This is a genomic window from Pseudoflavonifractor sp. SW1122, assembly GCF_012027765.1.
Classification (GTDB): domain Bacteria; phylum Bacillota; class Clostridia; order Oscillospirales; family Oscillospiraceae; genus Enterenecus; species Enterenecus faecium.
In genome coordinates this window covers 1-25,208 of sequence record NZ_SJOS01000020.1, presented here as the reverse complement: position 1 = coordinate 25,208, position 25,208 = coordinate 1, and the positions used below count along the sequence as shown (strand labels likewise).

General features: G+C 60.2%; 26 protein-coding genes, 2 tRNA genes and 1 pseudogene. 8 read left to right on the top strand and 21 right to left on the bottom strand.

Going from position 1 to position 25,208, the window contains the following annotated elements; genetic code table 11:
• The 3 genes from E0L15_RS06400 to E0L15_RS06390 are packed head-to-tail and all read right to left on the bottom strand — an operon-like array spanning position 1 to position 4,364.
• Positions 1-939, bottom strand: coding sequence for a substrate-binding domain-containing protein (locus tag E0L15_RS06400; RefSeq protein WP_168124968.1), 939 nt, complete (start codon positions 937-939; stop codon positions 1-3).
• Position 940: 1 nt separating this feature from the next.
• Positions 941-2,752: a cache domain-containing protein gene (locus E0L15_RS06395; RefSeq protein WP_168124967.1), complete on the bottom strand. Its 1,812-nt coding sequence runs from the start codon at positions 2,750-2,752 to the stop codon at positions 941-943.
• A complete protein-coding gene (locus tag E0L15_RS06390; protein WP_168124966.1) occupies positions 2,739-4,364 on the bottom strand; it encodes a response regulator in 1,626 nt (541 codons plus the stop codon). The genes E0L15_RS06395 and E0L15_RS06390 overlap by 14 nt, the downstream gene beginning before the upstream one ends.
• A gap of 331 nt (positions 4,365-4,695) precedes the next feature.
• On the opposite strand from E0L15_RS06390, the gene yqeC reads away from it, so the two are divergent.
• On the top strand, positions 4,696-5,364 hold the full coding sequence (gene yqeC, locus E0L15_RS06385) for a selenium cofactor biosynthesis protein YqeC (RefSeq protein ID WP_168124965.1): 669 nt from the start codon (positions 4,696-4,698) through the stop codon (positions 5,362-5,364).
• 41 nt (positions 5,365-5,405) lie between these two features.
• On the opposite strand, the gene E0L15_RS06380 is transcribed toward yqeC, so the two are convergent.
• The 14 genes and pseudogenes from E0L15_RS06380 to E0L15_RS12345 all read right to left on the bottom strand — a co-directional run bounded on the left by E0L15_RS06380 (position 5,406) and on the right by E0L15_RS12345 (position 16,157).
• Positions 5,406-6,398, bottom strand: coding sequence for an XdhC/CoxI family protein (locus tag E0L15_RS06380; protein WP_168124964.1), 993 nt, complete (start codon positions 6,396-6,398; stop codon positions 5,406-5,408).
• 11 nt (positions 6,399-6,409) lie between these two features.
• Positions 6,410-6,649 carry a DUF3343 domain-containing protein gene (locus tag E0L15_RS06375; RefSeq protein WP_347565978.1) on the bottom strand — a complete coding sequence of 80 codons (240 nt, stop codon included), beginning with the start codon at positions 6,647-6,649 and terminating at the stop codon, positions 6,410-6,412.
• Between the two features lie 10 nt (positions 6,650-6,659).
• Positions 6,660-7,802: an aminotransferase class V-fold PLP-dependent enzyme gene (locus tag E0L15_RS06370; RefSeq protein WP_168124963.1), complete on the bottom strand. Its 1,143-nt coding sequence runs from the start codon at positions 7,800-7,802 to the stop codon at positions 6,660-6,662.
• A gap of 4 nt (positions 7,803-7,806) precedes the next feature.
• The gene (gene yqeB / locus E0L15_RS06365) at positions 7,807-8,634 is read right to left on the bottom strand and encodes a selenium-dependent molybdenum cofactor biosynthesis protein YqeB (protein ID WP_168124962.1); all 828 of its coding nucleotides are present in this window, start codon (positions 8,632-8,634) and stop codon (positions 7,807-7,809) included.
• Positions 8,631-9,254, bottom strand: coding sequence for a sulfurtransferase-like selenium metabolism protein YedF (gene yedF, locus E0L15_RS06360; RefSeq protein ID WP_168124961.1), 624 nt, complete (start codon positions 9,252-9,254; stop codon positions 8,631-8,633). The genes yqeB and yedF overlap by 4 nt, the downstream gene beginning before the upstream one ends.
• A 19-nt stretch (positions 9,255-9,273) precedes the next feature.
• On the bottom strand, positions 9,274-10,299 hold the full coding sequence (gene selD, locus E0L15_RS06355) for a selenide, water dikinase SelD (protein WP_168124960.1): 1,026 nt from the start codon (positions 10,297-10,299) through the stop codon (positions 9,274-9,276).
• Between the two features lie 25 nt (positions 10,300-10,324).
• Entirely contained in the window at positions 10,325-11,641 is a 1,317-nt protein-coding gene (locus E0L15_RS06350; RefSeq protein WP_168124959.1) for a M18 family aminopeptidase, read from the bottom strand.
• 126 nt (positions 11,642-11,767) lie between these two features.
• On the bottom strand, positions 11,768-11,956 hold the full coding sequence (locus tag E0L15_RS06345) for a ferredoxin (protein WP_087371903.1): 189 nt from the start codon (positions 11,954-11,956) through the stop codon (positions 11,768-11,770).
• Positions 11,957-11,974: 18 nt separating this feature from the next.
• The gene (locus tag E0L15_RS06340; RefSeq protein ID WP_087371899.1) at positions 11,975-12,307 is read right to left on the bottom strand and encodes a cupin domain-containing protein; all 333 of its coding nucleotides are present in this window, start codon (positions 12,305-12,307) and stop codon (positions 11,975-11,977) included.
• A 28-nt stretch (positions 12,308-12,335) separates the two neighbouring features.
• Positions 12,336-12,842, bottom strand: a complete 507-nt coding sequence (locus E0L15_RS06335) for an HD domain-containing protein (RefSeq protein ID WP_168124958.1) — start codon at positions 12,840-12,842, stop codon at positions 12,336-12,338.
• A 103-nt stretch (positions 12,843-12,945) separates the two neighbouring features.
• Complete coding sequence (gene hcp / locus E0L15_RS06330) at positions 12,946-14,586, bottom strand: hydroxylamine reductase (protein ID WP_168124957.1); 1,641 nt, start codon at positions 14,584-14,586, stop codon at positions 12,946-12,948.
• A gap of 14 nt (positions 14,587-14,600) precedes the next feature.
• Positions 14,601-14,795, bottom strand: a complete 195-nt coding sequence (locus E0L15_RS06325; RefSeq protein WP_087228756.1) for a ferredoxin — start codon at positions 14,793-14,795, stop codon at positions 14,601-14,603.
• Positions 14,796-14,922: 127 nt separating this feature from the next.
• Positions 14,923-15,390 (bottom strand): hypothetical protein, encoded by a 468-nt coding sequence (locus E0L15_RS12350; protein WP_243155413.1) that lies wholly within the window; start codon positions 15,388-15,390, stop codon positions 14,923-14,925.
• A 30-nt stretch (positions 15,391-15,420) separates the two neighbouring features.
• Positions 15,421-16,157 (bottom strand): annotated as a pseudogene (locus E0L15_RS12345) (VWA domain-containing protein).
• 374 nt (positions 16,158-16,531) lie between these two features.
• Here E0L15_RS12345 and E0L15_RS06315 point away from each other — a divergent pair.
• The 5 genes from E0L15_RS06315 (at position 16,532) to E0L15_RS06295 (ending at position 21,252) form a co-directional block, all read left to right on the top strand.
• Positions 16,532-18,268: an ABC transporter ATP-binding protein/permease gene (locus E0L15_RS06315; RefSeq protein WP_168124976.1), complete on the top strand. Its 1,737-nt coding sequence runs from the start codon at positions 16,532-16,534 to the stop codon at positions 18,266-18,268.
• On the top strand, positions 18,265-19,917 hold the full coding sequence (gene cydC, locus E0L15_RS06310; protein ID WP_168124956.1) for a thiol reductant ABC exporter subunit CydC: 1,653 nt from the start codon (positions 18,265-18,267) through the stop codon (positions 19,915-19,917). The genes E0L15_RS06315 and cydC overlap by 4 nt, the downstream gene beginning before the upstream one ends.
• Positions 19,917-20,261, top strand: a complete 345-nt coding sequence (locus tag E0L15_RS06305) for a nitrous oxide-stimulated promoter family protein (RefSeq protein ID WP_168124955.1) — start codon at positions 19,917-19,919, stop codon at positions 20,259-20,261. The genes cydC and E0L15_RS06305 overlap by 1 nt, the downstream gene beginning before the upstream one ends.
• 4 nt (positions 20,262-20,265) lie before the next feature.
• Complete coding sequence (locus E0L15_RS06300) at positions 20,266-20,682, top strand: YbaN family protein (protein WP_168124954.1); 417 nt, start codon at positions 20,266-20,268, stop codon at positions 20,680-20,682.
• A 96-nt stretch (positions 20,683-20,778) separates the two neighbouring features.
• On the top strand, positions 20,779-21,252 hold the full coding sequence (locus E0L15_RS06295; RefSeq protein WP_168124953.1) for a TspO/MBR family protein: 474 nt from the start codon (positions 20,779-20,781) through the stop codon (positions 21,250-21,252).
• Positions 21,253-21,290: 38 nt separating this feature from the next.
• On the opposite strand, the gene E0L15_RS06290 is transcribed toward E0L15_RS06295, so the two are convergent.
• The 3 genes from E0L15_RS06290 to E0L15_RS06280 form a co-directional block, all read right to left on the bottom strand.
• Positions 21,291-21,551: a hypothetical protein gene (locus E0L15_RS06290; RefSeq protein WP_168124952.1), complete on the bottom strand. Its 261-nt coding sequence runs from the start codon at positions 21,549-21,551 to the stop codon at positions 21,291-21,293.
• Positions 21,552-21,662: 111 nt separating this feature from the next.
• Positions 21,663-21,839 carry a hypothetical protein gene (locus tag E0L15_RS06285; protein ID WP_168124951.1) on the bottom strand — a complete coding sequence of 59 codons (177 nt, stop codon included), beginning with the start codon at positions 21,837-21,839 and terminating at the stop codon, positions 21,663-21,665.
• 119 nt (positions 21,840-21,958) lie between these two features.
• Positions 21,959-22,034 (bottom strand) — tRNA-Ala (locus tag E0L15_RS06280).
• Between the two features lie 442 nt (positions 22,035-22,476).
• Here E0L15_RS06280 and E0L15_RS06275 point away from each other — a divergent pair.
• Positions 22,477-22,552, top strand: a tRNA-Ala gene (locus E0L15_RS06275).
• A 159-nt stretch (positions 22,553-22,711) separates the two neighbouring features.
• Here E0L15_RS06275 and glgB read toward each other — a convergent pair.
• The gene (gene glgB / locus E0L15_RS06270; protein WP_168124950.1) at positions 22,712-24,505 is read right to left on the bottom strand and encodes a 1,4-alpha-glucan branching protein GlgB; all 1,794 of its coding nucleotides are present in this window, start codon (positions 24,503-24,505) and stop codon (positions 22,712-22,714) included.
• 146 nt (positions 24,506-24,651) lie between these two features.
• Here glgB and E0L15_RS06265 point away from each other — a divergent pair.
• Positions 24,652-25,208: TetR/AcrR family transcriptional regulator (locus E0L15_RS06265; RefSeq protein WP_168124949.1), on the top strand; the 557-nt coding region annotated here is incomplete at its 3' end.

Genomic DNA, 25,208 nt, shown 5'->3' with positions numbered 1-25,208 from the left:
TCACAGCCCGAAGGGGAAGAGCAGCTGCTCATTCTCCCGCTCGTACATGGTCTCTTTGGTGATGACCCGGTACTCAATCCCCGGAGCCTCCTGAGAGGCACGGGTGCGCACCGCGTCCGCCGCCTGCTTTGCCGCCAGGTATCCCATGCCCACCTCGTTCTGGGCCACGATTCCCTGGATGACGTTGTGCTCCATGTGGTAGGCGATGCGGTTATTCCCCCCGATGCCCAGCAGCACCACCTCCTGTGGGTGGCTCTCCAGGCGCTGTGCCGCATCCTCCAAAGGCTGGGTGTCCAGAGCCAGAACCGCGTCGTACTCCGTCAGCTCCGACTCCTCTTCCAGCCCACTGCATACGGTGGTGCTGATGGGGTAGTCCTCCAACACGGACAGCACCCCTGCCTTCCGGTCCTGGATGCTCTGGCAGGGGCTGTCCGCCCCCACCAGCAGCACCTGGCCCTGCTCCATGCCCTGTGCCAGCAACAGCTTGCCCAGCTCCTGACCCATGGCGTAGTTGTCCGCCGAAACACACATCACGTCTTCCGGACACACCGTCCCCGACTCAAAGCAGATGACGGGGATCTTCTTCTGGGTCTCCTCCACCGTCTGGCACAGGGCCTCCTGGTCCGCGGCGGCGAGCAAAATGGCCTGGGTGTCCAGCTGGGTCTCCCGATCAATCATGGTCTCTTGCTCCTGAACGCTGTTTCCATCTGTCAAGGTAATATACATGACATCCAGGTTGTAGTCCTGGGCGGCCAGCTCAATGCCCCGTCGGATGTTCTCCCAGACCTCGCTGGACTGCCAGCGCACGATCACCGACAACTCCACCGGCTCTGACAGGCGCTGTTTCCTTCTCAGGTTCCCCCAGGACACCAACAGCACACCGCACACTACCACTGCCAGAGCCAGGTATCCCCAACTGTATTTGCGTTTTGTTTGCATGTCAGGCCCCCCCGTTCTCTTCGTCGTAGGGAATGCAGGGCAGGTGTGCCTCCACCACAGTTCCCCATCCCAATTTGCTGCGGATGCTCAGGCCATACTCCGCCCCAAAGGCCAGGCGGATACGCTCGTGGACGTTGCGCATACCCAGGCCAGACCCCCGGGAGCCGGATTTCCCCTGTGTCACTTTTGCGTTGGGGTCCAGCAGCTTGGCACACAGGTCCGGCGGCATGCCGTCCCCGTTGTCCTGCACCGCAATGTACAGCTGTCCATCCCGGATTTGGGAGCGCACGGTGATCTCTCCATCCCCGTCCATGAACTCCATCCCGTGATAGATGGCGTTTTCCAACAGGGGCTGGATGATGAGCTTCACCGTGGACAGCTCCAGCACCTCTGGGTCGGTGTCAAAGGTGACGGTGAACTTGTTTTTATACCGCACCTTTTGAATGGTGAGATAGCTCTTGGCATGCTCCAGCTCGTCCCCCACTCGGATGATGGTGCGCCCCTTACTGAGGCTGATGCGGAACAACCGGGACAGAGCCCCGATCATGTTCACCGACTCCTCCGCCCGCCCCTTCTCAATCATCCACACAATGGAAGAGAGGGTATTGTAGAGGAAATGGGGATTGATCTGGTGCTGGAGGGCGTCCAACTCACTTTTGTGCTTGGACTCCTGCTCCTTCACCACATCCGCCATGAGTTTTTTCATCTCCTGGGCCATGGACTGCACTGTCCTGCCCAGCCGTTGAATCTCATAGGAGCCACCGATGGCAATCTCTGCATCCAAATCTCCATTTTCCAGCTTCTCCACCGACTTTTGCAGCTGTTCCACTGGGCGTGCAATCTGGGAAGACACCGACTGGTTGACCAAGATGATGAGGATGGCCAGACATACCACACCAATGAGGCCCGCCAGCTGGATAAACAGCACGTCATCGGAATAGATGCCCACGGGGGCCACCCGGACAATCTTCCATCCGGTATATCCCACCGTCTTGACGGTGATCACCGAGTCCTGCCCGCTCACCTTTCCAATGTAGTTGCCGTCCTCCTCCCCCACGTAGGCCAAACTGTCCTCTTCAAAGAGGTCGGAGTACACCAATTGCTGCCGGGGGTGGTAGATCATCTCCCCGTCCTCCCCCACCAGGTAGGCGTAACCGGAGTCCCCGTATCCGGCGTTGTTGAAAATCTGCTCAATGCCGGAGAAGTTGATGTCCAACAGCAGCACGCCCTGGCCCACCTGTCCATTCTCCGTCAGCTCCACCGCCCGAGACAGGGACACCACCCAGCGGTAGCGGCAGTCCGGGTCGTCAAACAGGTTCTGCACATGGGGCAGAGAGAAGTGAAAGTTCTCGATTTTGTCCAGGGCCTCCCGGAACCACGCCTGATCTTTCGCCGTCTGGGTCTCCTTCTCCTTGGCTGCCGGGGCACTGGTCAGCACGTTGCCCTCGGGGTCCAGGATGACAATGCTCACCAGCAGGTCCTTGTTGGCGTCGTACAGCAGCTCGATCTGCTCCCCAATGTCGTCCACCGCCAAGTCGTGCTTTTTAATCACCCGGTAGTAGGCCGTCTCGGACACCCGCATCATGTTTTTCAGGTACATGTCCAGGTTCAGTCCAATCTGTTCCACCAGACGGGTGTTGTTCTCCTTCATCATGGTCTCCGCCGAGGAGAAAAATCCGGTGTACAGCACGATCCCCACCAGCGTCATAGCCACCAGGGTGATGCCGGTAAAGGCCAGAGCGATGGTATACTGGATGTTCTTGCTGCGAAACCCCTCCAGCCAGTGGGTCAGTACCTGCTTAACCCTCCCCATCTTCACTCTTCTCCTTCATATAGCGGTATTTCATGGGGGAGACCCCGTACCTCTTTTTAAACACGTAGCTGAAATAGGCCGGTTCGCTGTATCCCACCTGTTGGGCGATCTCCCCCACCGCACTGTCCGTGTTGTCCAGCAGCCACGCCGCCTGGGTCAGCCGCACCTGGGTGAGGTAGTTGACAAACCCGCACCCCGTCTCCTGCTTGAACAGGGTGGAAAAGTGGCTGACACTCAAATGCAGATGGGTGCACACCGACTCCAGGGACAGATTCGGGTTGCTGTAGTGCTTCTGAATATAGCTCTTGGCCTCCTCCGCCACCAGCTGGGTGGCGTTGTTGCGCTTTTGCGCAATGGAGCGGCTGATCTGCTGGCACAGCTGGATGAGGCGGCTCTCAAAGACCCAGGGAGAGTTGAGATTTTTTAGTAACGTCAGTTCCACCAACTGCTGGGACAGATCGTCGGTGTCCTCCAGCTCATAGGTCTTGATAACCCGCAGCAGCTCGGTGGCCAGCTCCATCACCGACAGCCGGTACTGGGACACCGGCATTTTCTTGGCCCGCAGCACCGAGAGAAAGTTGCGCACGGTCTTCTCAATCTGGTCGTTGTCCTCCAGGCGCATGGCGGCCAGAAGCTCCCGGAAGGAATAGCCCTCCAGAGCGGAGGCCTCGGTGGTCTGGGGCTCAATGTCCCCGATGTACACCACCGGTTCCTCCCCCACCATGGTCTGATAGTCCAGAGCGTTTCTGGCCTCCATGGCAGATCGGCGCAGCTGGGACAGGGCGGTGCAAGTGCTGCCAATGCCCACCGCCAGCTCCAGCTGGAGGAATCGCTGGGCGGACAGGCAGATCTGGCGCATGCCGTTGATGAGCTGAAGCATGTCCTGCTGCTGCTCGATGGTGGCCAACACCGCCACATAGTCCTGGTAGAGGAAGCATATCACAGGACAGTACCGGGGCAACTCCTTCTCCGCCCGCTGCCGCACCATGTGGGGCAGCAGCTCCCGCTCCCTACTGGCCACCTCTCCCCCGTTGTAGCGGATGAGGGCAATGGTCCACTTCTCTCCGATGATGGTCAGGCGCATTTCCCGAGCCTTTTCCCGGGCCCACTCCTCCTGGACGCTGCTGTCCAACAGCCGGGCCAGCAGCTGTTCCCGCATGGCAGGCAAACTCATCTCGTACTGCTCTCTCAGCCGCTTCAAATCGTACTGCTTGGCCAGGTGCTGGTCCAGCTTCTCTCGAATTCGCCCCATGAGAGCGGTAAACTCCCCGAAATTCACAGGCTTTAAGATATACTCGGTCACATTCTCCTGAATGGCCCGTTTGGCGTAGTCAAAGTCGTCATACCCGGTGAGAATCACCAGGCAGATATCAGGAAACATGGTGCGCAGGTTGTGGCACAGCTCCAGCCCGCTCATAAAGGGCATACGAATGTCGGTAATCACCACGTCGGGGGCTACCGTTTTGGCGGTCTCCCAGGCCTCCTGGCCATTGGACGCCTCGGCCACCAGCTCAAAGCCACAGCGGTTCCACTCCACCTTCTCTCGCACGCCTTCCCGCACTTCCTCCTCGTCGTCCACCAGCATGACCCGGTAACGGTACGGAAACTGCACGCCACTCTCACCCTTGTCTCTGTCTTGCCACACCACGGTAAACTCCCCCTCTTCCTATGTCCGGCCCGTGGGCCGCTCCGCTGTTCCTCCATGGATATTTTACTAAATTAAAGCACATTACCCACTTTTTTTCAATCTCATTTTCGATTTTTGTGCATCTTGTCTGTCTCCCCTCCATATGTGTCCATTTATGTCCTGTTTCTCTCATACTGGAGTTTATTGCCTCCCATTACGGGGCAATGGTACTTTTTCCCTCAATTCCTCTTGCAATTTCCAGCCAACTATGCTTTGATAAATTAGATATTACAGTCAGGAACAGGAGGGATATCCCGTGCCAATTTCTCTGGAGACCATGCATTCTGTGGCCGCCATCGGAGCGGGAGGAAAGACCACCGCCCTGGGGCGGTTGGCTGTGGCCCACCGCCAGCGGCGGGTACTGCTGACCACCACCACCCGCATCCGCCCCTACCCGGACACGGTATGTGATCGACTTCTCATAGACCCCTCACCCCAGGAGTTGGCCGAGGCATTGGCCCAGCCAGGGGTCACCTGTGCCGGATGTACCTCTCAGGAAGGCAAGCTGCGCGCGCTCTCCCCGGAACTTTTGGAACTGGGCTGTGAGACAGCCCAGCTGGTGCTGTACGAGGCAGACGGGGCCAAAATGCTGCCCTTGAAGCTGCACCGCTCCTTTGAACCGGTGATCTTGCCCGATACCGACCTGTGTCTGGTGGTGGCGGGGCTGTCCGCTGTGGACCGCCCGGTGGCCGAGTGCGTCCACTGCTACCAGCTCTGCCCGGACTGGGCGGAACATCCCCAACACACCGTGGACACCCCCGATGTGCTCTTCTGCATTCAGGACGCCATGGACGCCGCAGGGCTGCCCCCAGAGAAGTACCATGTCCTACTCACCCAGGCGGACCACCCTCGCCGCCAAGAGGTGGCGGCCCAAGTGAAGGATTTTCTCTCCGCCTGTGGGATTTCCTGCACCATTTGCCCATAAAAAATGCCTGTCCAGCCGAAGCTGAACAGGCATTTTTTCATTTATACTTGGGTTGACACCTCTTCAAACAGCACCTCAATGGTGCCGCCGCAGATCATGCCGGAGCGCCCCGCTTCCCCGGAGCGCATGTCATAGGAGACCAACATGGGGCGAGGGTGGTCCAACAAGTCCCGCCCCTGGCACACCGCCTGGTATTCCGCCAGACCACCGCCGATAGTGCCCACGGTGGTGCCGTCAGGACGAATCAACATCCGGGTTCCCACACCCCGGGGGGCAGAGCCGGATTTTTTCACCACCGTGACCATGACACCCCCGGCCCCGGACCGCAGCGCCTCCCGGAGCTCCCGGGGGAAGACAGAGCCCTGGCCACACTGGCGGGTGGCAATCCACTCCGCAGCGATGGAAACGGCGATCTCCTCGGGGGTCTGGGCCCCGATGTCCAGCCCGATGGGGGCGTGGACCCGCTCCAACGCCTGGGGGTCCACCCCCTCCCCCTGGAGCAGCTGGAAGATGGCCTGATTTTTTCTCTTACTGCCGATCATGCCCAGATAGGTTAATGGGTGCTTCACCGCCTGACGCAGGCACGCGGCATCTCCTCCGTGGCCCCGGGTGACGATGACCACGGACAGGTCGGGATACTCCTCCCAGGGGAAGGTCTGGGACAGATACTCCTCGAAGGGGGCGCACACCGTGTTTACCCCCGGCTCAAACCGCTGAGGTTGGGCAAACTCCTCCCGGTCGTCCACCACCGTCACCTGGTAGCCCAGCATCACTCCCAGCCGGGCCACCGGCACCGACACATGGCCGCCGCCGCAGATGAGCAGGGCCTTTTCCCGGCGCAGGCACTCCACCAGCACCGCCCGCCCCCCCTCATCGGTGGTCTGACAAGGGGGCTGGAAGCCGTGGCCCAGCCAGGCAGGGCGCTGCTCCAACTGGACCGCCTGGCCCAGGGTCTCCCCCTCCAGAGCGGTAACCCGCCACACCAAGCCCTTCTCGTCCAGGGCCCGGGCCAGAGCTTGATATCCGTTGTCCACCTGCATCCCTCCTAAATGGTCAGTTGAATGATCTGCTGTGGGTGGATATTCCCCCGCTCCAGCACGGTCTCCATGGCCGCCTGAGTCTCCGGCGGGGCACTCCACGCCAGCCCACACCCGGCGCTGAGGACCTGGGGCACCGGAATCAGCCGTCCCTCCAGGCCCTGCTCCCGGGCCAGTTTCTCGCTTTTCAATGCCTCCGCCGTGGTGTGAAAGGTGATGACCAGGCGAAGCTGAGGTTTTCTCAACATGGGTTTCTCCTTATATGGGTGATAGCCGCCGGACCAGCTCAAACACAGCGTCCACGGCTTGGGCTACCTCTTGGGGGGTATTCAGATGGGAGAAGGAAAACCGCACGGCACCCCGGGCTGAAGTGCCCAGGGCCTCATGGATAAGAGGGGCGCAGTGGGCCCCCGCCCGGGTGCAGATTCCAAACTCCTGGGCCAACACGTCCGCCACCGCTCCGGCATCCTCCTCTCCCAAGTTTAAAGACACCACCGCCGTGCGGTGGAGGGCGTCCACATCCCCGTATAGCGTCACGCCGGGGAGGTCCCGCACTCCGTCTATGAATGTCCGGGCCAATTTCATCTCTTTCCGATACAAGTTTTCCCGGCCCTGTTCTTTGATATAAGTTATCCCAGCCAGCAGCCCCGCCAGGCCATGGGCGTTAAGGGTGCCCGCCTCCAGGCCCTCGGGCAGGTCCCGGGGATGGCGGCGGTCATAGCTGTGCACGCCGCTGCCCCCCACTACAAAGGGGCGAAGGGTCACATCCGGGGCCACACTCAATCCCCCCGTGCCCTGGGGGCCCAACAGCCCCTTGTGGCCGGTAAAGCACACCACCGACGCCCCCACCGCCTGCTGGTTCACCTCCAGCACTCCCGCAGACTGGGAGGCATCCACCACAAAGGTGAGACCATGAGCCCGACAAAAGTTCCCGATACACTTCAAATCCAGGGTATTGCCCGTGACATTGGAGGCGTGGGTACACACCACCCCCCGGGTGTTTGGGCGCAGGGCCCGGGTAAAGTCCCCATAGTCGATGTTACCCGTTTCGTCGGCGGGAAGAATGGTCAGCTCCAGCCCCTCCAGGCGATACAGGGGGCGCAGTACAGAGTTGTGCTCCAGGGCGGTGGTGATGACGTGGTCCCCCGGGCCGTACAAGCCACAGATGGCGGTGTTCAGCGCCACTGTAGAGTTTGGGGTGAAGCAGACCCGGGCGGGGTCTGTGGCACCCAACAGCTCCGCCACCGCCTCCCGGCAGGCCCACACGGTGCGGGAGGCCGCCAACGTCAGAGGATGGGCTCCCCGTCCTGGGGAGCCCACCGTGTGCATGGCATCCACCACAGCCTGGGCCACACAGGGTGGCTTCAAAAAGGAGGTGGCCGCCGCATCCAGATAGATCATGGGCTCACCCCTCCCCCAGCAGACAACGGGTGAGGCCTCTCTCCTGGGTCAGGTGGAGCAGGGCCTCCAACACGCCCCCGGCAATGGCCCGGGCCTTGTCCGAGACGGTGGTACAGTTCTCCCGCTCTCCCAGTCGGGGGTCAATGTCTGCAATTTTCAGGCCCTTGGTCACCGGGTATCCCGCCCGGATGAGGCCTCGGAGCACGCCGGCAATGGTGGCGGGCACCGGCACGTCTCCAAGCATGGCCAGGGTCTGCCCCGCCTGCACCACGTCACCGATGGCTGTGCAGGGCACCAGGGCCCCGTCCGCCGGGGCGTGGATGACCCGCTCCTTGTCGTAGCCGCCGATCTTCCCCGGCACCCCCGTGTTGGGCTGGGCGGCTCCGGTGTACAGCACCCGGCCCAGACGGTGGCCCCGCATGGTCTCCACCACGGCGTCCACATCCTCCCCAGCCACAAAGCCAGGGCCCAGGGCCACGGTGATAGGGGCCATATCCCGAGTGGTACCCAGGTTGCGCTTGGCCAGAATGGCGTCTACCAGGGCCACAGGCCGGACCTGAGGCAGGCACGTCCCAGTCTCGTCCACCAGCAGGGGAATCTCCCCCGCCGCCCACACTGTTTCGGCCTGCTCCGGGGTGTCAATGCGGCGACAGGTCACCCCTTCCACCTGGGTCACACCGTCATACACCGCCTCACAGAAGGCCACCGCCCGGCGGATGGCGGTAGGCTGGGCGCACTCCAGCACCAACACTCGCACCCCGCACTGGTACAGGCGCAGGATGGTCCCGCTGGCCAGGTCTCCCCCGCCCCGGACGACTACCACGCCTCTCATGGGCAGATGACCTTTCCGGCCTTGGCCATGGTCTCGGCAATGACATACATGTTGGTGACGCTGCCCACCGCCAGCTTCTCGGTGAGACCATAGTGGTTCAGGCAGGTGCCACAGGTGAGGATTTCAGCCCCAGCCTCTTCCAGGGTCTTCAGGTCCGCCACCGTCTCCGCCCCCTCCACGGACAGCTTGGCGCCGCCGTTGTAGAGCAGTACGGTGGCCGGGGCCTCATCCAGCTGGGTGAGGGCGTAGACAAAGCCCTTCATCAGGGCCCGGCCCAGCACCTCGTCCCCCATACCCATCTGGTCCGAGGACAGCACCACCACAGTGGGGCCCTGGACAGGCACAGTGCAGGGGGGAATGTTCTCCATGAGGTCTTCCACCTCCTGGCCGTTCGGGTCAAAGCCCTGTCCTGCAGCGGTGAGGGTGATGCGCCAGCCCCCCTCCGCCTGCTGAGTATCGGCATTCAGGCCCATCTGACGGGCCATCTTCTCCACGTTCTGCCGGGCAATGTCGTTGTCCACCAGGGTCACCACGGGAGCGCCGTGCTCCCGCAGAGCGTTGCGAGTCTCAATCACTGGCAAGGGACATGCCTTGCCACGGGCATCCACCAGAACTTCCATATTCATTTCCTCCTCTTGTTTACGGTTCTACAATGATCTCTGCGTCCAACCGGGGCAGAATGGTCCCGATGTCGCCGCAGGGCAGATTTAACGTGCGCAGTTCCTCCAGCAGAGGTTGAGCATCCGCCTCCTCCACCGCCAGCAGCAGTCCCCCCGAGGTCTGGGGGTCAAAGAGCAGTTCCTCCTGGGCAAAAGTGAGCCCGTGGAGCACCGCCCGCTGGGCGGCAAAGTTGCGGTTGCGCTGCCCGGCGGCGGTGAGGCAAAACTCGTCGGCACACTCCAGGGCCGTGTCCAGCACGGGCAGGGCGTGGGCGAAAATCCGGGCGGACAGGTCGGGGCGCATCATCTCGTGGAGGTGCCCCAACAATCCGAACCCTGTCACATCGGTGGCAGCGTGGACCCGGTACTTGGCCGCCACTTGGGCGGCGTATTTGTTTAAGGTGGTCATGGACTTCACCGCTCCCTGGAAGGCCTGGGGGTCCGCCTGGCCCAGCCGGGCGGCGGTACACAGCAGGCCCACCCCCAGAGGTTTGGTGAGGATGAGGTGGTCCCCCACGGTTCCGGTGTTGTTGGCCAGAATTCGCTGGGGGTGGACCACCCCTGTCACAGACAGGCCGTACTTCACCTCCTGGTCGGCGATGGAGTGGCCCCCGGCCAGGGAGCCCCCGGCCTCCAGCACCTTCTCGCTGCCGCCCCGGAGGATCTCGCCCAGAATGTTCAGGTCCATCTCCTCGGGAAAGCAGACGATGTTCAGCGCCGTCTTCACCTCTCCCCCCATAGCGTAGATGTCACTGAGGGCGTTGGTGGCAGCCACCTGCCCGAAGAGGTAGGGGTCGTCCAACATGGGTGGGAAGAAGTCCAGGGTCTGGACGATGGCCAGGTCATCGGTGAGGCGGTACACTGCGGCGTCGTCGCTGGACTGGGCGCCAATGAGCAAATTGGGGTCGGTGGGCCGGGGCAGCTTCTCCAGCACCCGGCTCAGGGCCGCAGGGCCCAGCTTGGCGGTGCATCCACCGCCTCGGCAAAATTGCAGCGGTTGGCCCATGAAACACACCTCGTTTCTCGTATTCTCAGCCCAGCACAAACCGATCGCTGTCGGTGATGTCCAGGTCGGTATTATAGAAGGCGGTGAGGGCCTGGACCATATAGGCGGAATCCTTCACCCCTGCCGTCTCATAGGTGGAGTGCATGGCCAGCTGGGGCAGGCCCACATCCACGGTGTGGAGGGACACCTGCTGGGTGGACAGGTTGCCCAAGGTGCTGCCTCCTGCCATGTCGCTGCGGTTGGCGAAGGTCTGCACCGGAACCTGGGCGTCCTTGCACAGCTGCATGAAGATGGCGGCGCTGATGCCGTCGGTGGTGTACTTCTGGTTGGCGGAGAACTTCACCACAATGCCCTTATTCATATACACACAGTTCTCCCCGTCCGTCTTCTCCGGGTGGTTGGGGTGGACGGCGTGGGCGTTGTCACAGGACACCATGAAGCTCTTGGCCACCGCCCGGAAGTAGTCCTCGGGGGCATGGCCCAGGGCAGCGTGGACCCGCTGGAGCACGTCCCGCAGGAAGGTGGACAGAGCGCCCTGCTTGGTGCCGGAGCCCACCTCCTCGTTGTCAAAACAGCAGCACACGTTGACCCCGTGGGGGTTGTGGCTGTCCACCAGGGCCTTCATGGAGGTATAGGCGCACTGGAGGTCGTCCAGGCGGGGGGAAGAGATGAACTCCTCCTTGGCGCCCCACAGGGAGGGGGCCACCCGGGGGTAGAGGTACAGGTCACAGCCCACAACGTCCTCCGGCTTCATCCCCAGTTCCTGGGCGATGAGCTCATAGTAGCTGTTCTCTCCACACTCCCCGGCGGAGAACAGGGGGAGCATGTCCACCTGCTGGTTGTACTTCATGCCAGAATTCACGTCCCGGTTCATGTGGATGGCCACGTTGGGGATGAGCAGCAGGTCCCGGTCGATGTTGAGAAGCCGGGTCTCCACCACGTTGCCCTGGCGCACCAGCACTCGGCCAGCCAGAGACAGAGGCCGGTCCAGCCAGCTGGAGCAGATCATGCCGCCGTACCCTTCCGTGTTCAGCTGGAGATAGCCGCCCTTGCCCTTGAGCTCCGCCTTCTCCTTCACCTTATAGCTGGGAGAGTCGCTGTGGGAGGCGGTGATCTGGAAGTGGTAATTGTCCAGCTGCTGGCCCACATGGAAGGCAATGATGGACGAGCCGTTGCGGGTGACGTAATACTTGCCCCCCTGTTCCAGAGTCCAGCCGTTGCACTCTTTCAGACGCTGATACCCGGCCTGGTCCAGCATCTGGGAGAGCTGCTCCACCGCGTGGAAGCAGCTGGGGCTATGTTCAATGAAGTTGAGCACTTCACGGGATGTCTCTTGATACATGGTTTGGTTCCTCCTAGTGGTTACTTTCCTCCATTATACAGGATTGCGCCGGATTTTCAATCACCGGACGCCAAAAACGCCGGGGCGCAGCACATGGCTGCACTCCGGCGTTGTCTGGATTGGAAGTTACTCGGCCCAGCTGATGGCGGACACGGGGCATCCGTCAATGGCCTCCTGCACCAGGCCCCGGTTGTCCTCCGTGGCCTCCTGATAGGCCTCAGACTTGCCCTCGCCGCTGAGACGGAACACGTCGGGGCAGGTGCCGCAGCACAGGCCGCAGCCGATGCACAGATCCTGATCTACCACTGCTTTCATACATTTCACCTTCCTTGATTAGAATACCACCACCAGGAGCATCTTGAACTGCTCCTGGCCATACACGGCGTGGGGGTGCCCGGCGGGCATCACAATGGATTCCCCCTCATGGAGCAGATAGTCCACCCCGTCGATGGTGATCTTCCCCACCCCGTCCAGGCAGGTGACAAAGGCGTCTCCCCCGGACTGGTGGGTGCTGATCTCCTCTCCCTTGTCAAAGGAAAAGAGGGTGATGCTCACGGCATCGTTCTGGGCCAGAGTTTTGCTAACCACCTGGCCCTGCTGATAGGTAACCTGGTCTTTTAAGACCAACACCTCGGATTTGCTGATGTTTTTCATTTTTACGTCCACTGGAAGGGACCTCCGCTCGCGGAACGGGTCACTGGTCCAGGTCGAACATGGTCCGGCACAGCCGTTTCCCGGTCTCAGTACGGAAAATCCGGTTCATGGTCTCCTGTACCGTCTCTTTCTCCATCTTGTCCTCGTGGAAGTTGACCAGGAAGTCCGCCTCCACCAGGATCTGATAGTCCATACCCTGGATATTGTCATAGGAATGATGGTGGGCCACCAGGTAGCCGATGCGGTCCACGTCGGCCTGGGGCAGCTGGAACTCCGCCAGCAGGTCCCGGGCGTAGGCCGGGCCCTCCTGCTCCTGCAAGGTGCCGGTGCACCGGCCATACTTGGCCTTGCAGGGGCCGATGGCGATGTCGTGGACCAGGGCGGCGCACTCCAGCACCAGCTGGGTGTGGGCGTCCAGCCCCTCTCCCCGGCCGATGAGCTGGGCAAACCGGTGCACCTTTAAAAAGTGCTGGATGCGCTTGGCGCTGCCCCGGTCGTGGTCCACCATCTTCCAAGTAATCTGATCGATCATCTCATTTCTCTGCATACGAAAACGCCTCACTCTGTGTGGGAATACGTTTAGTATACACCTTTCCCCGGAAAAAGTATGTTGTTATTCCAACAAAAAGCAAGGAATTTCACGGGGAAAATCAGGCGTTCTCGCCGAAGAACAGCTTCATGTCCCCCTCCACGGTGCCGATCCCTGCAATGCCGAAGTTGTCCACCAGCACCTTGGCCACGTTGGGGCTGAGGAAAGCGGGGAGAGTGGGACCCAGGTGGATGTTCTTCACTCCCAGGTACAGCAGGGCCAGGAGCACGATAACCGCCTTCTGCTCATACCAGGCGATGTTATAGATGATGGGCAGGTCGTTGATGTCCTCCAGCCCGAACACCTCCTTGAGCTTCAGGGCGATGACCGCCAGAGAGTAGGAGTCGTTGCACTGTCCGGCGTCCAGCACCCGGGGAATGCCGCCGATGTCACCCAGAGGCAGCTTGTTGTACTTGTACTTGGCGCAGCCAGCGGTGAGAATCACCGTGTCCTGGGACAGAGCCTTGGCAAACTCGGTGTAGTACTCCCGGCTCTTGGCTCGGCCATCGCAGCCGGCCATGACCACAAACTTGCGGATGGCGCCGCTCTTCACCGCCTCCACCACCTGGTCAGCCAGGGCCAGCACCTGGGCGTGGGCAAAGCCGCCCACAATCTCCCCGGTCTCCAACTGGGCGGGAGGCTCACAGGTCTTGGCATGGGCAATGAGGGCAGAAAAGTCCTTCTGCTCCCCGATCTCGCCGGGAATGTGGGTACAGCCGGGGTATCCGGCGGCCCCGGTGGTGTACAGCCGATCCTTGTAGCTATCCTTGGGGGGCACAATGCAGTTGGTAGTCATGAGGATGGGGCCGTGGAAGGACTCAAACTCCTCCTTCTGCTTCCACCAGGCGTTGCCGTAGTTGCCCACAAAGTTGGGGTACTTCTTAAAGGCGGGATAGTAGTGGGCGGGGAGCATCTCCGAGTGGGTGTACACGTCCACCCCGGTGCCCTGGGTCTGCTCCAGCAGCATCTCCAGGTCCCGCAGATCGTGGCCGGAGACCAGAATACCGGGATTCTTGCCCACCCCGATGTTGACGCGGGTGATCTCAGGGTTTCCATAGGCGGTGGTGTTGGCCTTGTCCAGCATGGCCATGCCCGCCACGCCGTACTTGCCTGTCTCCATGGTCAAAGCCACCAGCTGGTCCACCGTGAGGCTGTCGTCCAAGGTGGCGGCCAGTGCCCGCTGCAAAAAGGCGTCCACGTCCTCGTCGTCCTGGAGCAGGGCGTTGGCGTGCTTGGAGTAGGCGGACAGGCCCTTGAGGCCGTAGGTAATCAGTTCCCGCAGGGAGCGAATGTCCTCATTCTCGGTGGACAGCACCCCCACCGTCTTGGCCTTCTCCTCCCAGTCCCCAGCGCCGTCCCATAGGGCGGCCTGGGGCAGGTTCGCGGTATCGCCGAGCTGGGCCAGCAGCTGAGCCTTGGCCTCCAGCGTGGCCCGGATGCGGGCCTCGATGCTCTCCCGGTCAAAGTTGGCGTTGGTGATGGTGGTGAAGAGGTTGAGGGTAATGAGATGGTTGATCTCCGGGGCAACCGTCTTCCCCTCCTTACGCAGAGCCGTAGTGACGGCGGAAATGCCCCGGCTGACATACACCAGCAGGTCCTGCATGGCGGCTACGTCCGGCTGCTTGCCGCACACCCCCACCATGGTGCACCCACGGCACCCGGCGGTCTCCTGGCACTGGTAGCAAAACATCTTTTGTTCCATGTGAATAACTCCTTTTACTCGTGTTCCAGCCAGCTGATGGCGGTGACCGGGCAGGAGTCAATGGCCTCCTGCACCTGGGACAAGGTCTCCTCCGTGACCGCCTGGCTCACCCCCGACTTGCCGTCCTCTCCCATACGAAACACCCGAGGACACAAGGCGACACAGGCCCCGCACCCGATACACAGATATTGATCCACTGTCGCATTCATATCAGCACTTCCCTTCCGGTTGATACCCATAGAATGCCACCGCTGACAGCGTCTTAAACCTTTCTTATGACAAGGAGCATGGTAGCACAGGTTTGCCGCCTCTTTCTGTTGTTATTCCAACAGGTTTTCAAAAAAATTTTGCCAGGTGGGGAATCTCCCCACCTGGCATAGCGATTGGTTTACGGACAGCGGAACTCCCAATCCATCTCCTGGGCGATAAGCTGGACCTGGAAGCGGCGGGTGTCACACAGAGACTTCCCCCCAGGGACACATCTTCGGGCACCACAAAGCGGATGCACTGGACCTGCACGTCCCGGCATCCCGGCTGGGTGTGGGCGGGAATGGTGTACGCCTTAAACCCACGGGGCTCTGTTTTCCCGTCCGGGCCCACCTCCTCTAACATCACGCCTAAGGCCACCCGGCGGTTGGGACAGACGTCCTTCACCGTCACCTCCAGCTGGATGATACGCCCCTGGGCCCCCAGCTGCACATCCCCCACGTCCACCACGACCGTGTCGGAGCACCCCTCCGCCACCACGTCCACCGGGGTGGGACAGGGCTCGGCGCACACCACCAGGTCACATTTCACGTTCACGGTGGGGTCGGGGAAGTCCACCAAGTTTCCCTAGGCGTCGCTGTACTGGATGGACTGATTGACCTTCTTCACGCCCCCAGTCACGCCCCGATGGCGGACCCGGAAAGCCAGGGTGGCGCTTTCCACCCCGCTGACGCCCAGACTGTCCATCTTCCAGGCCAGCTGGGTGTCCGACTGCTGCTCCACGCTGCCCTTGGCCGGGGTCACGATGTTGACGATCTCAAAATCGGGGTTGAGCTGCTCCACAATCTTCAAATCCGTGGCGCCGGGCTTGGTGAGGTTGGCCGCCAACTCTGCAAAAATCTCCTCCAAGTCCTGAGGGGTGGGGGCAATGGCCACATGCACCGAGTCCGGGTCGGTGGCCCAGTTGTTCAGGGCGCTGACATCCAGGCCATCCGACCCCACCAGCCCGATACAGTAGATGATAATGCCCTTGTCCCGGGCCTGGGCCGCAATGGGGGCCGGGGGCGGTCCTGCAGTGGTGTTGCCGTCGGTAAACAGCACCATCACCTTCACCGGATTGGTCCCCGTCTCCAACAGCTGGGTGGCCATAGCAAAGGCGTCCCCCTGGTTGTGCCACCTGCGTTGAGGGCGTCCACCGCTCCTTTCAACTGACTCACCGAGGCCGTCAAAGGCGCATCCACCACAGCGGACGAGGAAAAGCTCACCACCCCCATGCGGGTGCCGGAGCCCAAGTCCCCGCTGCCGCTGCCGTCGTCGGTGGCCTGCTGTATGATGTCAATAAAGGTGTCTGCCCCCTCCTTCATGGCGGCCAGCGGCACGCCTGACATGCTGCCGGAGCGGTCCAACACCAATACAATATCGGTGGGGTTCTCAATGATGTCTGGGGCCGCCGTCAGTGCCAGCGTCACCTGAAATTCGCCGTCACAGCTCACTTCGCTGCGGTCCACCACTTTATTTGAACTGGTAATTCCCATCTAGGCATCCTCCTTCCAGGGGTTTCCCCCTTCATCCTATGCCCTCCCCCCATTTTCTGCTTGCACCACCGCCTGGAATGTGCTATAGTTTGCATAGGGTAACTTCGCCCTGTTCTTTTTTGCACAAAACGTTAGCTTTTGCTAACTTTCTTTTTTTCATTTCTGTTAGCCTGAGCCAATTCAAAGGAGAGGAGATTCCCATGATGATGGACAAACGGCTGTTGGGCATGGTGCCGGACAGCAAACAATTTATTGCCGGAAATGTGGCCTGCCAGTGGATTTCCATGGTGGCCAATGCCGCCCTGGTGTTTACCCTGGGCTGGCTCCTGGGACAGCTGCTGGAGGGCCGCCCGGTATCCTCCAGTCTCCCCTTTGCGGGAGGAATTGCCCTGGTTGCTCTGGTGGTGCGGTGGTTTGCCCTGCGGGCCGCCGCCCGCATGAGCCATTTGGCCTCTCGGCAGGTGAAATCCACCCTGCGCCGGGCTCTATTTGACAAGCTGTACACCCTGGGGGCCTCCTACCGCCAGCGCACCTCCACCGCTCAGGTGGTTCAGGTGGCGGTGGAAGGAGTGGACCAGCTGGAGATCTACTTTGGCTCCTACCTGCCCCAGTTCTTCTACAGCCTGCTGGCTCCCGTGACCCTCTTTATCTTCTTGGCCCCCATCAGTCTGATGTGTGCCGTGGTGCTGCTGGTGTGCGTGCCCCTCATCCCCATTGCCATTGCGGCGGTGCAGACCTTTGCCAAAAAGCTGCTGGCCAAGTACTGGGGAAAGTACACCAGTCTGGGCGACCACTTCTTGGAGAATCTCCAGGGCCTGACTACCTTGAAAATCTATCAGGCCGATGAGGCTCGTCAGGAGGAAATGGCTCAGCAGGCGGAGGAGTTTCGCAAGGTGACCATGAAGGTGCTCACCATGCAGCTCAACTCCATTGTCATTATGGACCTCATCGCCTATGGCGGGGCAGCTCTGGGGGCCATTCTGGCCCTCATGCAGCTGTCCCAGGGGCACATCACCCCCGCCGGATGCTTTGCCATCATCCTGCTGTCGGCGGAGTTCTTCCTCCCCATGCGGCTGCTGGGAAGCTTCTTCCACGTAGCCATGAACGGCATGGCAGCAGCCCAGAAGATTTACGCCCTGCTGGACCTGGAGGTGCCCGCCCCTTCTGCTGAATCCGTGGAGGGCAATCCCACCCTGGAGTGCCGGGGCGTCACGTTCTCCTATGACGGCCAGCGGCCCATCCTCCAGGGGGTGGACCTGACCATCACCCCCGGCTCCCTCACCGCCGTGGTGGGCGAGAGCGGCTGCGGAAAATCCACTCTGTCTGCCCTGCTCATGGGCCGCAACCGGGGCTATGGAGGACACATCACCTTAGGGGGCAAGGAGCTGTCTTCCCTGTCCGAGGACAGCCTCATGGCCCACTGCACCTACATCGGACACCGAAGCTATCTCTTCAAGGGCACGGTGCGGGACAACCTGCTGCTGGCCCGCCCGGAGGCGCTGGACGACGAGCTGTGGGCAGTGCTGGAGCAGGTCAATCTGGCCCCCTTCCTCCACAGCGAGCAGGGGCTGGACACCAAGCTCCAGGAGGGCGGAAGCAACTTCTCCGGCGGCCAGCGCCAGCGTCTGGCCCTGGCCCGGGCGCTCCTTCACGACAGCCCCATGTATATCTTTGATGAGGCCACCTCCAACGTGGATGTGGACAGTGAAAACGAGATCATGGAGCAAATCCACCGTCTCTCCCGCACCCACACGGTGCTGGTCATCTCCCACCGTCTGGCCAATGTGGCCGGGGCGGACGTCATTTACACCATGGAGGGCGGTCGGGTAGTGGAGCATGGCTCCCACCGGCAGCTGCTGGACCAAGGCGGGCTGTATGCCCGGCTGTGGGACCAGCAGCAAGAGCTGGAACAATTCAACCAAGAGGAGGTACCCGCATGAAACCGCGCAGCAATCTATCCTGTATGGCCCGCCTCATCACGCTGGTAGGGCCCCTCACCGGGGTGATGCTCCTGGCCATCACTCTGGGGGTGCTGGGCTTCATCGCCGCCACCCTGATCCCGGTGCTGGGCGGTGTGGGCATTCTCGCCGTCCTCAACCACCAGAACACCCTGCCCTTGATTTTCCTGGTCGCCGCCCTGTGTGCCCTGCTGCGCGGGGTGTTTCGCTACGGAGAGCAGACCTGCAACCACTACATTGCCTTTAAACTGTTGGCCATTTTGCGCCAAAAGGTATTTGCCGCCCTGCGCCGCCTGGCCCCTGCTAAGCTGGACGGGCGGGACAAGGGGGATTTGATCTCGGTCATCACCTCCGACATTGAGCTGCTGGAGGTGTTCTACGCCCACACCATCTCCCCGGCCGCCATTGCCCTGGTGATGAGCCTGCTCACCGCCGCCTTCCTGGCTTGGTTCCACTGGGCCTACGGGGTGTTGGCCCTGCTGGCCTACGCCACCGTGGGTATTCTCCTCCCCGTGCTGGCCTCTCGCCGCTCCGGGGATACCGGCAACCGGATGCGCCAGAAGGCAGGGCAGCTGTCCGCCTTTGTACTGGACAGCCTGCGGGGGGTGGATGAGACCATCCAGTACCACGGCCAGGCCCAGCGTCTTGGTGAGCTGGAGGGCCGCACCGACGATCTGAGCCGGGTGCAGCAGGACATGAGCCGTATCACCGGCACCAACACCGCCGTCACCTACACCGTCATCTGGGTCTACGACCTGGCTCTTCTGGCCCTGGGGCTGGTACTGCTGGAACAGGGACAGGTAAACTTTGGCGGAGTGCTGGTCCCCCTCATTACCCTCATGTCCTCCTTTGGCCCGGTGGTGGCTCTGGCCAACCTGGGCGCCACCCTCCAGAGCACCTTTGCCGCCGCCCGGCGGGTGCTAGACATTCTGGACGAGACCCCGGTGGTGGAAGAGGTGTCCGGACAGTCCGCCACCCGATTCCACGGGGCCGCCTGCGAGGATCTCACCTTCTCCTACGGCGGTGAGACCATTCTGGACGGTCTGACCCTGGACTTCCCCAAGGGGAAGGTGGTGGGCATTGTGGGCCGCAGCGGCTCGGGCAAGTCTACCCTCTTAAAGCTGCTCATGCGGTTCTGGGACCGCCAGAGCGGAGAGGTGACCATCTCGGAGCGAGACGTACGGAACATCAATACCTCCGATTTGCGCTCCATGCAAGGGTATATGACCCAGGACACCGACCTGTTCCACGACACCATTTTGAAAAATATTCTCATTGCCCGCCCCGACGCCACCCGGGAGGAGGTGGAAGAGGCCTGCAAGAAGGCCTCCATCCACGACTTCATCCTCACCCTGCCCCAGGGGTACGACACCCCGGTGGGAGAACTGGGGGACACCCTGTCCGGCGGCGAACGGCAGCGGCTGGGACTGGCCCGGGCCTTCCTCCACAACGCCCCCTTCCTGCTGCTGGATGAGCCCACCAGCAATCTGGACAGCCTCAACGAGGCGGAAATTCTCCGCTCCCTCCACCGGGAGCGGAACCAGCGCACGGTGATTTTGGTCAGCCACCGCCGGTCCACCATGGGTATTGCCGACCAGGTGCACTCGGTGGAGCATGGGAGGGTGAGCTGATGGCCTCCGCTGTGGAGAACAAACGCCTGCGGGAGAAAAAGGTGGTGGGGCAGATGATCGCCATCTACTGCCACGGCGTTCACCACACCCACACCGGGCAGCTGTGTCCCCAGTGTCAGGCGCTAAAGGACTACGCCATGGAGCGCAGCGACAAATGCCCCTTTATGGAGACGAAAACCTTCTGCTCCAACTGCAAGGTGCACTGTTACCGGAAGGACATGGCCCAGCAAATTCGGCAGGTCATGCGCTACGCCGGGCCCCGGATGCTCCTCCACCACCCCATTCTGGCCCTGCGCCACGTGTGGGAGAGTACAAAAGAGAAACAAAGACAAAACAGGAGATGATACCATGAAAAAAGTGCTCTATATCCTATTGGGTTGTATTAGCCTGGCACTGGGCGCCGTTGGCGCTGTGCTGCCCCTGCTCCCCGCCTTTCCCTTTTTGATGCTGGCGGCCTTCTGCTTTGCCCGCAGTTCTCAGCGACTGCACAACTGGTTCACCTCCACCAAGCTGTATAAAAACAATCTGGAGAGCTTTGCCAAAGGCCGGGGCATGACCTGGCGCACCAAACTTCGCATCATGGTCACGGTCACCTTAGTGATGTCCATCGGCTTTTTCATGATGGGCAGCGTCCCGGTGGGCCGCATCGTCCTGGGCTGTGTGTGGCTGTTCCACATTCTCTTCTTTATCTTCGGCATCAAGACCCTCTCCCCTGCCCAGGCGGAGCATTACCGCAAACTGGACGAAACCGCCTCTCAGGCCTAACGCAACACCCCGTGGACCACGGAACGGTTCACGGGGTGTTTGTTTGCATAATTTTCCCCAACGCAGCATACAATAGCCGCAACGGAGGTGCTGGGAATGAGTCACAAACTACGTCAATTTGTGCTGTACATTGGCATCCCCCTGGCGGTGGGCGGCCTGTCCGGCTGGGTGACCCGGGGCGCTATGGAGGACTTTCAGGCCCTCAACCAGCCGCCTCTCTCCCCGCCGGGTTGGCTGTTTCCCGTGGTGTGGACGGTGCTCTTTGTGCTGATGGGGATTGCCTCCTATTTGGTGGTCCGGTCCCAGGGCCCGGAAAAACTGGTCAAGCGGGCCCTGACGTTCTACGGCATTCAGTTGGGATTTAACTTCCTGTGGTCCATTCTCTTTTTCAACCTGGGGCTGTATCTGATGTCCTTTTTCTGGCTGGTGCTGCTGTGGTGCCTCTTTCTCCTCACCACCCTGCAATTTTCCGCCCTGGACCGCCGCACGTTCTGGCTGATGCTGCCCTATCTGGCGTGGGTAGCCTTTGCCGGGTATCTCAACTTGGGGATTTTCTGGCTCAATCGATGAAAAAAGCTCTGGAACCTTTGAGGATTCCAGAGCTTTTCTTATCTCAGCACTTTTTCTAAATTGCGCCCACAACTGGGACAAAAGGGACGTTTAGGAGACACCAGAACACCAAGAAAAGCCCCGCAACACGGGCAACGCACCTTCACCAGCCCCATGATCACCCCAGCTACCGCAACCAGCGCACCAAGCCCAGATAGCGGTGTCACCACCTCATACCGAAAACAGGGCACACCAAACAGTACAGCCCCCATCAAAAACACCAGTGCAGAGGCCAAATCCCACATCTGTAGCTTTCTCATCTTCCGGCTCCCTCTCTCCATGGCATCGGATAAGGAAACCATAGCACGCACAGGTAAACAGAGCCACCCAGGTACGGTAAAGAGTTTGTCAGATGCAACGGCTCCCCACGCTCACGATTGCTCTTGCGTTCTTTGATCAATCTGATAGAACAGTTCCCCCAAAGCCAAACACAGCACAAGAAAAGCAATCAGCCGCAGCGGTTCAAATTCCGACAACAGGATGTGGCCCAGTCCAGCGCCCACAACCAACGCAATTAGCAGCAACAGGCATCGTTTCAAATGCTTCATCTTTATCACCTCGTGCTTTTTCCGTTCCTCTTGTTATTATCATGATAGCATGGAGCCTATCCAGATGCAACACACAGAGAAAAAGTAAAAGACCTAAAACCAATCGGTTTCAGGTCTTTTGGTGGAGATAAGCGGGATCGAACCGCTGACCTCTTGAATGCCATTCAAGCGCTCTCCCAGCTGAGCTATACCCCCAGGTCGTATTCGTTTTTGTCGTGTCCCCTGCGGAACGAGTGTTAGTATAACAGGGGGTGCAAGAAAAGTCAAGGGCTTTTTTCAGAAAATTTCAGATTTTTTTGCAGAGGCTAAAATAAGCCCTACACCGCTATTCATATACCTCTATAATTATTAGACATCATACGGGTATCCCTCCACGTATGGCATTGCTCCCAAGAAGTAGATCTTCATGCAGGCAGTTCTCTGGTGCGTGGCCAGCTGTGCAGGCTTCCCCCGCCTGTCCTATGCGCCCTATCTTGACCACGTTATTTCCCGGGCACACGAGGCCGGAAACAAGAGGCACAAAGGGCCAAGAAAAAAATTTAGATTTTTTGAAATTTCTTGTTGACAAACCACCCCCTCTCTGATATACTCACTTTTGTCGGCGCGAGAGACCGCCGCAAAAACAAAATAACAACTCGGGGGTATAGCTCAGCTGGGAGAGCGCTTGAATGGCATTCAAGAGGTCAGCGGTTCGATCCCGCTTATCTCCACCAAAGTCCTGAACACAAACGTGTTCAGGACTTTTTCTTTCCAAAAAAGCAATGAATTAACGAATTCTCCATACTACGCCCCCCTTCATTCCCTCTTCTGAACATGCCACTCTCATGTGCAGCAAGGCCTGAAATCCTAACGATTTCAGGCCTGGTTGCTGTTTATCCTTCCACCGCCAGGCACAGCCCCGAATAGGGAGGAAGAGAGAGTTGAACTTGGTTGTGCTGGACGTGCAAGACGTTCTCGTCCCGCTTTACGCCCCCGCCGTACTCCTCCCACTCCGTGGAGAGGATGGGCCGTAGTCCGGTGCACCCCTCCACAGGGAGTTGGTAGCCGTCCTGCGTCTGGTCCGAGAAGTTAAACACGAACACCAGACGCTCCTTGGCGCTGCGCCGTTCCATGGCGTAGATGCACCGCTCTTCCTGGTGGCAGTCCAGCCACCGGAACCCTTGCTCTCGGTCATCCTCCTGCCACAGGGCGGAGTGGTTGAGGTACAGGTGGTTTAGGTCCCGGATGAACCGGAACAATTCATCATGCTTGGGATAACGGAGCAGATTCCAGTCCTGTTCCCTGCTCTCGTCCCACTCCCGGAACTGCCCAATCTCATTGCCCATGAAGTTAAGTTTCTTTCCGGGATGGGCCATCATGTAACAGTACAGGGCTCTGGCCTGAGGGAACTTCTCCTCATAGTCCCCGTGCATCTTCTGGAGGATGGTGGCCTTGCCGTGGACCACCTCGTCGTGGGACAGAGGAAGCAAATACCGCTCCTGATAGAAATACATCATGGAGAAGGTGAGTTTATGGTAGTGCTGTGGACGCATCTGGGGCGGGGTCTGGAAGTAGGACAGGGTGTCGTTCATCCACCCCAAATCCCACTTGTAGTCAAAGCCCAGCCCGCCGTGGGCCACATCCCGGGTCACACCGGAATAGGAGGTGGAGTCCTCGGCAATGAGCAGGGCGTGGGGCTGCCGCTGCTTGAGGCCCTGGTTCATGGTCTGCAAAAACTGGATGGCCCCACGGTTCTCCCCCCGTCCCGGGTCTCCCTGCCAGTAGATGAGATTGCTCACCGCATCCATGCGCAGGCCGTCCACGTGAAACTCCTTCAGCCAATAGAGAGCCGCCGACTGAAGGAAGCTTCGGACCTCCCCTCTGGAGTGCATGAAGTTGCAGCTGCCCCACTCACTGCGGCCCACCGCAGTGTTGGGGTACTCGTAGAGAGGAGTGCCGTCATAATTCCACAGAGCGTAGTCGTCCACCGCAAAGTGTACCGGGACAAAGTCCATGATGACCCCGATGTGGTTTTGGTGGCACTGGTCAATGAAGAACCGCAGCTGATCGGGGGTTCCATAGCGGGAGGTGGGGCTGAAAAATCCGGTGTCCTGATACCCCCAGGAGGCATCACAGGGGTGCTCAGCCAGAGGCATCAACTCTATGTAGTTATAGCCGCACTCCTTGACGTAGGGGATAAGCCGCTGGGCCAGCTCCTCATAGGTGTACCAGTCATCGGGGGCATCGGATTTTCGCTGCCACGAGCCCAGGTGCACCTCGTAAATGTTCAGGGGCTGCTGGTACCCCTCTCCCCTGCGGTCCATCCACGCCCCATCCTGGAAGGAATAGCGGTCCAGGGAGTGGACCACAGAGGCGGTATTGGGCCGCTTTTCGCTGCCAAATCCGTAGGGGTCGCAGTGGTCAATGGTCTTCCCGGTCTGGCTGGTGATGCGGAATTTGTACCGGGACCCCACTTCCACCTGGGGAACGGTGAGCTCCCAGAAGTTCCCGTCGTAGATCTTGTGCATGTCACTGCCCTGCCAGCCGTTGAAGTCTCCGATCACTGAGATGCTGGCGGCATTGGGGGCGAAGGTGCGGAAAACTACGCTGCCGTCCCCCTGCACCTGGGCACCCAGAAAGCGATAGGCCTCAAATTCCTGGCCCATGTAAAATCCGTAAAAGTCCATGGCGACCTCCTTACATTTCTAGACAATCGTCGGTTTTCCAATTATAATAGAGTATACATGGTAGGATCTCCGCTGCACACCAGCAGCTGAGGCCAGCGGTCGGATAACCAACCTTTGCAGCAAAGTGTCGGGAAAGGACGGGGCATATGGACATTCGAGTGAAGAAAACCCGGCGGAGTATCATCACCGCCTTTATGGAACTGCGGGCCCACAAGCCCCTGGAGAAAATCACGGTCAAGGAGCTGTGTGAAAAGGCGGAAATCAACAAGTCCACCTTTTACACCCACTTCACAGACATCTACCACCTGTCCGATCAGTTGGAGCAGGAGCTGATCCAGCAGGTGGTGGACAACCTCCCCCACCCTCAATACGTAGTAGAGCACCCCAAAGAGTTCACCCAGGAGCTATTCCTGGCCTTTTACGCCCAGTCTGCCCGGATTGACAAGCTGTTTTCCGGCCCCCAGCGGGGAAATTTCGTGGTAAAGCTCCACGCCGCCCTGAAAGAGCGGATTTTCCAGGCCTATCCCCAATATGAGGACGATTTGTTCTTCAATGTCTATCTCAACTTCGCCATTTTCGGGGGCTACTACGCCATGTGTGAGGGAAAAGCCATCGACACTCCAGGCACCATTGCCGCCATTGCCCAGATCACCGAGCACTGCTCTCGGGCCCTGGTGGAAGAGCTGCACGCCCGAAAACAGGA

What these genes read in the sequence shown, in the direction of transcription:
- E0L15_RS06285 (WP_168124951.1), bottom strand. Translation starts at nt 21,839, where the DNA reads ATGAAGCATTTGAAACGATGCCTGTTGCTGCTAATTGCGTTGGTTGTG.
- E0L15_RS06370 (WP_168124963.1), bottom strand. Translation starts at nt 7,802, where the DNA reads ATGATCTATCTGGATGCGGCGGCCACCTCCTTTTTGAAGCCACCCTGT.
- yedF (WP_168124961.1), bottom strand. Translation starts at nt 9,254, where the DNA reads ATGGAAGTTCTGGTGGATGCCCGTGGCAAGGCATGTCCCTTGCCAGTG.
- yqeB (WP_168124962.1), bottom strand. Translation starts at nt 8,634, where the DNA reads ATGAGAGGCGTGGTAGTCGTCCGGGGCGGGGGAGACCTGGCCAGCGGG.
- E0L15_RS06375 (WP_347565978.1), bottom strand. Translation starts at nt 6,649, where the DNA reads ATGTTGAGAAAACCTCAGCTTCGCCTGGTCATCACCTTTCACACCACG.
- hcp (WP_168124957.1), bottom strand. Translation starts at nt 14,586, where the DNA reads ATGGAACAAAAGATGTTTTGCTACCAGTGCCAGGAGACCGCCGGGTGC.
- E0L15_RS06335 (WP_168124958.1), bottom strand. Translation starts at nt 12,842, where the DNA reads ATGCAGAGAAATGAGATGATCGATCAGATTACTTGGAAGATGGTGGAC.
- selD (WP_168124960.1), bottom strand. Translation starts at nt 10,299, where the DNA reads ATGGGCCAACCGCTGCAATTTTGCCGAGGCGGTGGATGCACCGCCAAG.
- E0L15_RS06295 (WP_168124953.1), top strand. Translation starts at nt 20,779, where the DNA reads ATGAGTCACAAACTACGTCAATTTGTGCTGTACATTGGCATCCCCCTG.
- E0L15_RS06350 (WP_168124959.1), bottom strand. Translation starts at nt 11,641, where the DNA reads ATGTATCAAGAGACATCCCGTGAAGTGCTCAACTTCATTGAACATAGC.
- E0L15_RS06325 (WP_087228756.1), bottom strand. Translation starts at nt 14,795, where the DNA reads ATGAATGCGACAGTGGATCAATATCTGTGTATCGGGTGCGGGGCCTGT.
- glgB (WP_168124950.1), bottom strand. Translation starts at nt 24,505, where the DNA reads ATGGACTTTTACGGATTTTACATGGGCCAGGAATTTGAGGCCTATCGC.
- E0L15_RS06345 (WP_087371903.1), bottom strand. Translation starts at nt 11,956, where the DNA reads ATGAAAGCAGTGGTAGATCAGGATCTGTGCATCGGCTGCGGCCTGTGC.
- E0L15_RS06290 (WP_168124952.1), bottom strand. Translation starts at nt 21,551, where the DNA reads ATGAGAAAGCTACAGATGTGGGATTTGGCCTCTGCACTGGTGTTTTTG.
- E0L15_RS06315 (WP_168124976.1), top strand. Translation starts at nt 16,532, where the DNA reads ATGATGGACAAACGGCTGTTGGGCATGGTGCCGGACAGCAAACAATTT.
- E0L15_RS06400 (WP_168124968.1), bottom strand. Translation starts at nt 939, where the DNA reads ATGCAAACAAAACGCAAATACAGTTGGGGATACCTGGCTCTGGCAGTG.
- cydC (WP_168124956.1), top strand. Translation starts at nt 18,265, where the DNA reads ATGAAACCGCGCAGCAATCTATCCTGTATGGCCCGCCTCATCACGCTG.
- E0L15_RS06395 (WP_168124967.1), bottom strand. Translation starts at nt 2,752, where the DNA reads ATGGGGAGGGTTAAGCAGGTACTGACCCACTGGCTGGAGGGGTTTCGC.
- E0L15_RS06305 (WP_168124955.1), top strand. Translation starts at nt 19,917, where the DNA reads ATGGCCTCCGCTGTGGAGAACAAACGCCTGCGGGAGAAAAAGGTGGTG.
- E0L15_RS06300 (WP_168124954.1), top strand. Translation starts at nt 20,266, where the DNA reads ATGAAAAAAGTGCTCTATATCCTATTGGGTTGTATTAGCCTGGCACTG.